The following is an 8,584-nucleotide window of genomic DNA, read 5'->3' as shown; positions in this document are numbered from 1 at the left end:
AGAAGGCCGGCCAGAAGCCCTTGCCGGCGGGAAGCTGGGCGCGAATTTCGAAGTAGCCATACAGCTGGGAGAAGGACTTGTAGGTGGTGATGACGCCGGAAGTCCAATCCAGGCCCGAGCCGAGTGGGGTTTCGACGCCCTGGGTCGCGCGCGCGGCAGTGATATCGAGGACGCCGTCCTTGACGCTGAAGGGGTTCACCCCGACCGAGCTGTCGGAATAGTATTCATCTTCCTTGTTGTTGGGCAGGGTGCGGAGTCCGGCCTGCGGATACTTCGTCTGCCACGTTGTCGCGACTCCGGTTGCGGATCCCGAAAAGGTGTTGAACTCGTCCGAGAAGGTCAGCTGATACTTCGACAGATCGACGGGCAGGCGGAAATTCGCCGCGGACAGATCTTCGACCTTGTGATCGCGCAGGGTCAGCGTCTCGCCTGTCTCAAGTCTGATGATTGTATCCGCCCCGACCTGGGACATCGCCGACTTGACCTTGGAAAAGCTTGTCAGGCTGGAATAGGACTGCAGTTGTAGAAAGTCCTTGGCCGCATCGAACCCGATCACGACATCGGACCCTTCGCCTTTCGTGACGATGAAGGTGTCTACGCCGCTCCCACCGATCAGAACGTCGTTGCCGGCGCCGCCATTCAACGTGTGGCTTCCGGTGCCAGGCGCGCTGATGATGTTGTCGACGTGATTGCCGGCACCGCTTGAATTATTGCCGGCCAGCGTGAGATTCTCGGTACCATTCGGAAGTGTGTAGTATTTCGACGTCGACACGACCGTGTCGATGCCTTCCCGGTCGTTCTCTACGACGACGTCATTCTGGGTGTAAACGAAATAGGTATCATCTCCCAACCCACCCGTGAGCGTGCTATTGCCTCCGGTGCGAAGGCCGTCGTTGCCGGTCGTCCCTGAAAGGGTTGATTTGGCAGTTCCGACGGAACCACGAGCATAGGTTTCGCCCACCGAGAGCAGCGCCCCGGCGGCGTTGAGGTATGTTGCAGGCATCGAGCTCGCCCTTGATGAAGGACGTTACTTCAATTCAACTCTGTGAATTGATCGTTACTTAGCCGAGAAATGCTCGGAATTAACTATAAAATCCCGGAACCAAATTGCGTCGGCGCGACAACTTACCCTTTCGCAGCGCGTGTCGAGCAGAAAGGATGTTGCCGGGGATCAACACGGATGCATGTCGTGCCGACCGGAAGCGGGGTCCGACCGGATTGGATCGGTTGCGGTTTCGAGGCCGGCGCGGATGTGGAGGTCGACGGTTCGATCCGGTCCGGCAGCTCCACCTTCTGCATGACCGATCAGAGACGTGAATCAGGGACCTGCGTCAGCGACTTGGGAAAGGGGGGGCGGCCCCACGTCGTGGTGCGCCCCGCACCGGGATGCGGGGCGCCCTTCACGTCTCAGGACAGTTGCGGAGTGGAGGCCCGGGCCGGCAAAGTCCAGTTCGGGCGGATGAAGTGGCAGGTGTAGCCGTCGGGACGCCGCTCGAGATAATCCTGGTGCTCGGGCTCGGCCTCCCAGAACGGGCCCGCCGGCGTTACCTCGGTGACCACCTTGCCGGGCCACAGGCCGGAGGCGTTCACGTCCGCGATGGTGTCCTCGGCGATCTGCCGCTGCGTCTCGTCGGTGGTGAAGATCGCCGAGCGGTAGCTCAGGCCCCGGTCGTTGCCCTGACGGTTGGGCGTGGTCGGATCGTGGATCTGGAAGAAGAACTCCAGCATGCGGCGGAAGCTCGTCCGGCTCGGGTCGTAGACGATCTCGATGGCCTCGGCATGGGTGCCGTGATCGCGGTAGGTCGCGTTCGGGACGTCGCCGCCGGTGTAGCCGACCCGCGTGGAGATCACGCCCTCCTGGCGCCGGATCAGGTCCTGCATGCCCCAGAAGCAGCCGCCTGCCAGGATCGCGCGTTCGTGGCTCATGGTTCAACCTCTCTACGATGAAAGCGTCATCGGGCTTTGCCTTAGATAGGGAGGCGCGCCGGCTTTTGCCGCCATCCCGTCAGCCCCCGAGGCGCGGCGTTTCCGGCACGTCTTCGCCGGGCCTGTGCCGCGCCGCACATCGGCGCGGATGGTCCGAGTGCATCACGGGGGTGGCCGTCATCGCCCCCTCGGCGGCCGAAACCAGCGGCGCAGCGGCCCTCGCAGGCCCTGCGCCGTTCGCATGTTCGGTGCTGACATGACCGGCTCTTCCGACCCGACGGGATCTCTCAGGCCGGCGGACGCGCGTCTGCCCCGGAACGGGCCGGGAGCCGCGCGTCCCGACGTCGTGGAGCACCGCAGATGAGAGCGGCCGACAGGGCCCGCGGGCTCGGCCTCGCCCTCCTTCTCCTCGGCACGGTCGCGAGCCAGGCCCGCGACCGGACCGGCGCGGTGGTGCGCGCCTGGGTCTCGGAGGTCATCGATATCATCGACGGGGCCGTCCAGAAGCAGGCCTTCCCGGGCCGGGGCCGCACCGTGACCGTCCGGGTCCAGGTGGCGGCGGACGGCTTCGTGAACCGCGTCGCGGTCGAGCGCAGCTCCGGTTCGGCGGATCTCGATCAGCGGGCGACGGCCCTAATCCGGGCGGCCGGCCCGTTTCGCCCGCCGCCCGCCCCTTTGCTGACCCGGGCGGGCACGACGGATCTGAGCTTTCCGGTGCGGCTGGGCCGCTGAGATCAGGGCGGCGTCGGGCTGCCCCGCATTGGATCGGGCGGACGAAGCGCATCCGGAATGGTCGCGTCTCGAATGGTCCCGTCGTCGGCCGGCCGGCGCGCCCGCGCGCCGATCAGCAGGGTGCGCTGGCCTCGCATGATCTTCAGCAGGCGCTCGGTGCGGCCAAGCTCCGCCTCGGCCTCGGCGGCGTCCCGATCTTCGGCGAGGTGGACGGCGATGCGGAGCATCTGCTCGATCCGCCGTGCCTCGGCCGTGGCGATGATCCGCTCCACCGCGCCGAGCCCCTCGTCCCACGCCGCCGTCATCCGCCGCCCCCAGAGCCTCCTGCGAAGGAGCCACCTTCGGGCATCGTCCGGCGGCCCGCACTCACGTTTGTTGCGCCCGGGCTCCGATCAGGGGTCGGTCGGTGACCGTTGCGGCCCACACCGCTCTGAACCTTGGCCGACCCGGCTTGTTGACGACGGTGAACCCCCACCACGGAAAGGCCGACATGGCAGAGCCCTCGGACATCAAGGCGCAGATGGAAGTGAGATCGTCCGACGGGCTGCATGTCGGCACGGTCGATCACCTGGACGGCGACACCCTGATCAAGCTGACCCGGACCGATCCGGTCGCGCATGGCCGGCACCATCTCCTGCCGCTGTCCTGGGTCGAGCGGGTCGACGAGCAGGTCCACCTCACCGCCACGGCGGCGGACGTCCGCGGCTACTGGGAGGATGCCGGCGCCGTGTGAGGCGGCCATTCCGACATCACCCGCCAGAACCGACAGCCCGTCGAAGAGCGCTTCGATGCGCCCGCACCACCACGTCATCACCGCCGATCTCTGCTGCGCCGCAAGATATCCGCCGCCGATTTGGGCACCGGGCGCCTAAGATCTGAGCGTATGCTGGCGATCTGCACAAGTGCAGCGCACCATAAATCCGCCCCTTGACGGCCTGCGCCCGCCGATATTCTATACGTATAGTTTGGATAGTTCGGTCGGCTCGGCCCTCGAGGAGCGGTGTCATGCGGGATCGTCGCGCGTTTCTGAAAACCTCGCTGACGGCGGCGACCCTGGCGGCCTCCGGAGTGCCGATCTCGGGTTTCCTGCGCAGCGCCCGGGCCGCCGAGGGGCCCCTGGTCGTCGGCGCGCCCCTGCCGATCTCGGGCGCCTTCGCGGCCAACGGCAAGTACGCGTCGCTGGGCGCCGCCTTCGCCGCGAAGGAAGCCGGCTCGGTGCTGGGCCGCACCGTCACGATCGCCGACATCGACACCGAGGGTAAGCCGGCCCCGGCCGCCCGCAAGATGCAGGAGGCGATGGCCCAGGGCACGCGACTCTTCGCCGGCGGCATCCTGTCCTCCGAGGCCCTGGTGATGGGCAAGGAGGCGGCGAAGTCCGACGCCGTCTTCATCACGACGGCGGGCGCCGACGAGATCACCGGCTCCGACTGCAACCGCGGCACCTTCCGCTGGACGGTACCGACCTTCGGCGCCATCGCGCAGACCGTCCGGCCCCTGATCGCGCAGATGCCCCAGGCCAAGCGCTGGTACACGATCACCCCGCAATACGTGTTCGGCGAAGGCCTGCTCAGCGCCGCCAAGGCGGTGTTCCAGGAGAAGGGCATCGAGCATGTCGGCAACAGCTACCACTCGCTGGCCGAGAAGGAATTCAGCGGCTACCTGACCAACGCCATCGCGGCGAAACCCGACGTCCTGCTGCTCCTCAACTTCGGCTCGCAATCCTCGGACGCGCTGCGCCAGGCGGTCAGTTTCGGCCTCAAGAAGCGCATGACCATCGTGCTCGCCTGGGCCTCGGGCCTGGAGCAGTTCGAGGCCTTGGGCGCCGACCTGTGCGAGGGCGTCTATTTCGGCGCGCAGTACTGGCACGGCATCGACTCGCCCCTGAACAAGGCCCTGGTCGCCAAGGTCCGCGAGACCGCCAAGATGACGCCGAACTACTCTTTCGCCGGCTCCTACCAGATCACCAAGCTGCTGCTCGACGCCGCCACCAAGGCCGGCAGCGCCGATGGCCCCGCGGTGATCAAGGCGCTCGAAGGACTGCGCTATGCCGGCCTCACCGGCGAGGAGGAAATCCGCGCCGCCGATCACCAGGTCATCAAGGATTACTACCTGCTCAAGGGCAAGGCGAAGTCCGCCATGAAGGACAAGGACGATTTCGCCGAGGTCATCCAGTCCGGCAAGTCGTTCCTCTCGCCCGAGGCGGCCGGCTGCAAGATGGCGTGAGGGCGACCTGAAACCAAGGTTCTTCACCAAACCGGTTGTCGGTCAAGCGCTGCGTCATTCCGGGGCGCCGCAGGCGAGCCCGGAATCCAGAGCCGCTGACGGAGCCAAGCAAGACGCCACCTGTGTTTCTGGATTCCGGGCTCCGCTTCGCGGCCCCGGAATGACGCGGTGGCGCGCCGATCGGCGTCGCTCTCGAACCAAGACTTGACGTGCACCCGGAGACCCCGTGACCTACCTGTTCCAGATCCTGAACGGTCTCGGCCTCGGGATGCTCTACTTCCTGCTGGCGGTGGGCCTGAGCATCATCTTCGGGCTGCTGCAATTCGTGAACTTCGCCCATGGGGCGTTCTATCTGCTCGGCGCCTACCTCGCTTACGAGGGCGTCGAGCGCGGCCTGAGCTTCTGGGTGGCGATGCCGCTCGCCGCCCTCGTCGTGGCGGTTCTGGCAGGCCTGACCGAGCGGCTGCTCCTGCGCCGGGTCTACAAGCTGCCCCACACCTTCCACATCCTCGTCACCGTCGGCCTCGCCCTGGTGGTGCAGGAACTCGTCATCATCCTCTGGGGACCGCTCGGCGGCAACGTTGCCCCGCCGGAGGAACTGAGCGGCGTGATGATCCTCGGCGACTTCGTCTATCCCGAGTACCGGCTGTTCGTGATCGGCTTCACGGCGATCCTGGCCGCGGGCCTGTGGTGGCTCCTCGACCGCACACGCCTCGGCGCCATCGTGCGGGCCGGGTCGGAATCCCCGTCAAACATGGCGCTGCTCGGCTACGACACCCTGCGCATCAACACGGCGGTCTTCGCCCTCGGTGCCGGGCTCGCGGGGCTGGCCGGGGCGCTGGCGGCCCCCATCCGCGGCGTCGAGCCCTTCATGGGCGTCGAAGCGCTGGGCATCGCCTTCGTGGTGGTGGTGATCGGCGGCATGGGCAGCTACGCCGGAGCGCTGGCCGCCGGCATCCTGGTCGGCGTCGCCCAGAGCCTGATGGCCACTCTGTGGCCGGAGGGGGCGCGCCTCGTCATCTATCTCGGCATGGCCGGCATCATCATGGCGATGCCGCGCGGCCTGTTCGGCCGGGCCTGAGCAGGATCCTTTCGCATGATCCCCTTTCTCGACCGGCCCCTCGTCCAGTTCGGCCTCGCGCTCGCCACCGTGCTGATCCTGCCGCTCGCCATGCGCTCGGGCACGCTCGCCAGCGAGATCTTGATCTTCGGATTGGCGGTCGCCGCCTGCAACCTGCTGCTGGGCTATACCGGCCTTCTCTCGTTCGGACAGGGCATCTTCTTCGGGTTGGGCAGCTACGTCGCCGGGCTCGGCCTCATGCGGGCCGGTCTGCCCGCCCCCGTCATGCTGCTGCTGTCCCTGGCCCTCGGCGCCCTGGTGGCGGCCGCCGTGGGCTGGGTCTCGATCCGGCGCCAGGGCGTCTATTTCGTGATGCTGACGCTGGCCTTCTCGCAGATGTTCTACTTCCTGGCCTACACCTTCAGCGGCGTCACCGGCGGCGATAACGGCCTCCTCGACATCCCCCGTCCGCGCCTCGGCGGCACCGTGCTGAGCGACGCCTGGACCTATTACGCCTACGTCGCCGTGCTCTTCCTCGTGCTGTTCGCCACCCTGCAGCGGGTCGCGCTCTCGACCTTCGGGCGCACGCTGCTCGCCATCCGCGACAACGAGGGTCGGGCCGGGGCCATCGGCTATCCGGTGCGGGCGTTCAAGGTCGCGGCCTTTGCGATCTCGGGCGCAGTCACGGCCTTGGCGGGCGCGCTCCACGCCATGCTGATCGGCGTCGCCCCCCTGTCGAACATCGACTATCACACCAGCGAAACCCTGCTGATCATGACGATCATCGGCGGCAGCGCCAACCTGTTCGCCTCGCTCCTCGGCGCCGGCGCCTACCTGCTCGCCGCCGACGCCCTCTCGGCGATCTGGCCGCGCTGGCTGCTGCTCCTCGGGCTCCTCCTCATCGTCATCACGCTGTTCCTGCAGCGCGGCCTCTGGGGCCTGATCGAGCGCGCCGTCGCCCTGGTGACGCGGACGCCGCCGCCCGCGGAGAGCCTTCCCCTCCCCCTTGTGGGGAGGGGCCAGGGATGGGGGTGGCGCCGCCAGCCTCCGCCGGTCGAGGGCCACCCAGCCACCCCCACCGCCAACTCCTCCCCACAAGGGGGAGGAGGGCAGCCTGGTGCCCGGCCGGCCCCGGAGGCGAACCGATGAGCGAGCCCATCCTCGCCACCGACGCCTTGAGCGTCCGCTACGGCAGCTTCGTCGCCCTGCAGGACGTGACCCTGCGCATCAGGCAGAACAGCGTCCACTCGATCATCGGTCCCAATGGCGCCGGCAAGACCACCCTGTTCCACGCGCTCACCGGCCGGATCGCGCCTTCGGCCGGGCGCATCGCCCTGGCCGGCCGGGACATCACCCGGACCGCGGACCACGAGCGCGTGCGCCTCGGCCTCGCCCGTTCGTTCCAGGTCACCAGCCTGTTCCCGACGCTCAGTGTTCGCGAGAACCTGCGGCTGGCGGCACAGGGTCGGACGCCCTGGCAAGCGCTCGCGCCCTGGCGCCGGGCGGAAGCGAACCGGCCGGCCCTAGCCATGGCGGAGGCGATGCTGGACCGCCTCGACCTGACCCGCGTGGCGCTCCGCGCCGCCGGCGAACTCTCCCACGGCCAGCAGCGCCGCCTCGAAGTCGGTATGGCGATGGCGGCCGCGCCGAAGGTCATCCTCCTCGATGAGCCGACCTCCGGCATGGGCATCGACGACATCGCCGCGATGACGGCGCTGATCCGCGACCTCGGCCGCGACCACACCGTGCTGTTCATCGAGCACAACATGGGCATCGTCATGAACATCTCCGACACCGTGACGGTGATGCGCGCCGGCCGCGTGCTGGTGGAGGGGCCGCCGGCCCGGGTCCGCGACGACCCCGAGGTGCGCCGGGCCTATCTCGGCAACATGATCACGGGAGATCTGGTCTCGTGAGTGGTCCCGCCGCCCTCAGCGTGGAGGACGTCCACGGCTATTACGGCAAGAGCCACATCCTCCAGGGCGTCAGCCTGGAGGTGCGGGCCGGCGAGATCGTCTGCCTGCTCGGCCGCAACGGCGCCGGCAAGACCTCGACCCTGAAGGCGATCAGCGGCCTCCTGCCTCCGCGCGGCGGCCGCGTGCGCTTCCACGACACCGACGTGGCGGGTTGGCCCGCCCATCGCATCGCGCGGGCCGGCCTCACCCTCGTGCCGGAGGATCGCGGCATCTTCAGCCTGCTCAGCGTCGAGGAGAATCTCCGCATCGCCGTGCGCAGGGGCTCGCCCTGGGGCATGGCCGAGATCTACGCGATGTTCCCGCGCCTCGAAGAGCGCCGCCGCAACGGGGGCGCGCAGCTCTCGGGGGGCGAGCAGCAGATGCTCTCCATCGCCCGCGCCCTGCTCAGCGGCCCGAAGCTTCTCATGCTCGACGAGCCGGTGGAGGGCCTGGCCCCCGTCATCGTCGAAGAGATCGTGGCCCAGATCCGCGCCATCCGCGACGCCGGGGTCCCGATCCTGCTTGTGGAGCAGAACCTGGCGGTCTGCACGAGCCTCGCCGACCGCCACTACATCCTCGAGCTTGGCCGCGTCGCTTACGCGGCCGGCAATGCCGAATTCAAGGCCGACGACGCCGCGCGCGACCGCTTCCTCGGCGTCAAGGCCGCCTGATCGCGGACCGCGTGAGC

10 protein-coding genes are annotated in these 8,584 nt (G+C 68.0%); 7 read left to right on the top strand and 3 right to left on the bottom strand.

The window, feature by feature from the left end:
- Together ASF57_RS04805 and msrA are read right to left on the bottom strand one after the other, a co-directional pair.
- A partial coding sequence (locus ASF57_RS04805) for a family 16 glycosylhydrolase (protein ID WP_156375963.1) occupies positions 1-1,003 on the bottom strand: 1,003 nt, incomplete at its 3' end.
- A 404-nt stretch (positions 1,004-1,407) separates the two neighbouring features.
- A complete protein-coding gene (msrA, locus tag ASF57_RS04800) occupies positions 1,408-1,926 on the bottom strand; it encodes a peptide-methionine (S)-S-oxide reductase MsrA (RefSeq protein WP_056184647.1) in 519 nt (172 codons plus the stop codon).
- A gap of 360 nt (positions 1,927-2,286) precedes the next feature.
- Between msrA and ASF57_RS04795 the strand changes: the two genes are divergently transcribed.
- Positions 2,287-2,658 carry a TonB family protein gene (locus tag ASF57_RS04795; RefSeq protein ID WP_056480670.1) on the top strand — a complete coding sequence of 124 codons (372 nt, stop codon included), beginning with the start codon at positions 2,287-2,289 and terminating at the stop codon, positions 2,656-2,658.
- Between the two features lie 2 nt (positions 2,659-2,660).
- Here ASF57_RS04795 and ASF57_RS04790 read toward each other — a convergent pair whose 3' ends face one another.
- A complete protein-coding gene (locus ASF57_RS04790; protein WP_056184651.1) occupies positions 2,661-2,963 on the bottom strand; it encodes a hypothetical protein in 303 nt (100 codons plus the stop codon).
- Between the two features lie 185 nt (positions 2,964-3,148).
- Between ASF57_RS04790 and ASF57_RS04785 the strand changes: the two genes are divergently transcribed.
- From ASF57_RS04785 to ASF57_RS04760, 6 genes are all read left to right on the top strand, one after another.
- Positions 3,149-3,391 (top strand): DUF2171 domain-containing protein, encoded by a 243-nt coding sequence (locus ASF57_RS04785; RefSeq protein WP_056184653.1) that lies wholly within the window; start codon positions 3,149-3,151, stop codon positions 3,389-3,391.
- 272 nt (positions 3,392-3,663) lie between these two features.
- Positions 3,664-4,881 carry an ABC transporter substrate-binding protein gene (locus ASF57_RS04780; protein WP_056184656.1) on the top strand — a complete coding sequence of 406 codons (1,218 nt, stop codon included), beginning with the start codon at positions 3,664-3,666 and terminating at the stop codon, positions 4,879-4,881.
- 226 nt (positions 4,882-5,107) lie between these two features.
- The gene (locus ASF57_RS04775) at positions 5,108-5,962 is read left to right on the top strand and encodes a branched-chain amino acid ABC transporter permease (RefSeq protein ID WP_082503692.1); all 855 of its coding nucleotides are present in this window, start codon (positions 5,108-5,110) and stop codon (positions 5,960-5,962) included.
- Positions 5,963-5,977: 15 nt separating this feature from the next.
- Positions 5,978-7,090, top strand: coding sequence for a branched-chain amino acid ABC transporter permease (locus ASF57_RS04770; RefSeq protein WP_082503691.1), 1,113 nt, complete (start codon positions 5,978-5,980; stop codon positions 7,088-7,090).
- Entirely contained in the window at positions 7,087-7,857 is a 771-nt protein-coding gene (locus tag ASF57_RS04765) for an ABC transporter ATP-binding protein (RefSeq protein ID WP_056480668.1), read from the top strand. Before ASF57_RS04770 ends, ASF57_RS04765 begins: the two co-directional genes overlap by 4 nt.
- On the top strand, positions 7,854-8,567 hold the full coding sequence (locus ASF57_RS04760; RefSeq protein WP_056480666.1) for an ABC transporter ATP-binding protein: 714 nt from the start codon (positions 7,854-7,856) through the stop codon (positions 8,565-8,567). The genes ASF57_RS04765 and ASF57_RS04760 overlap by 4 nt, the downstream gene beginning before the upstream one ends.
- Positions 8,568-8,584 lie beyond the last annotated feature (17 nt).

The sequence above is a fragment of the Methylobacterium sp. Leaf117 genome (assembly GCF_001422985.1).
Classification (GTDB): domain Bacteria; phylum Pseudomonadota; class Alphaproteobacteria; order Rhizobiales; family Beijerinckiaceae; genus Methylobacterium.
This window is presented reverse-complemented; position numbering and strand designations above follow the sequence as displayed.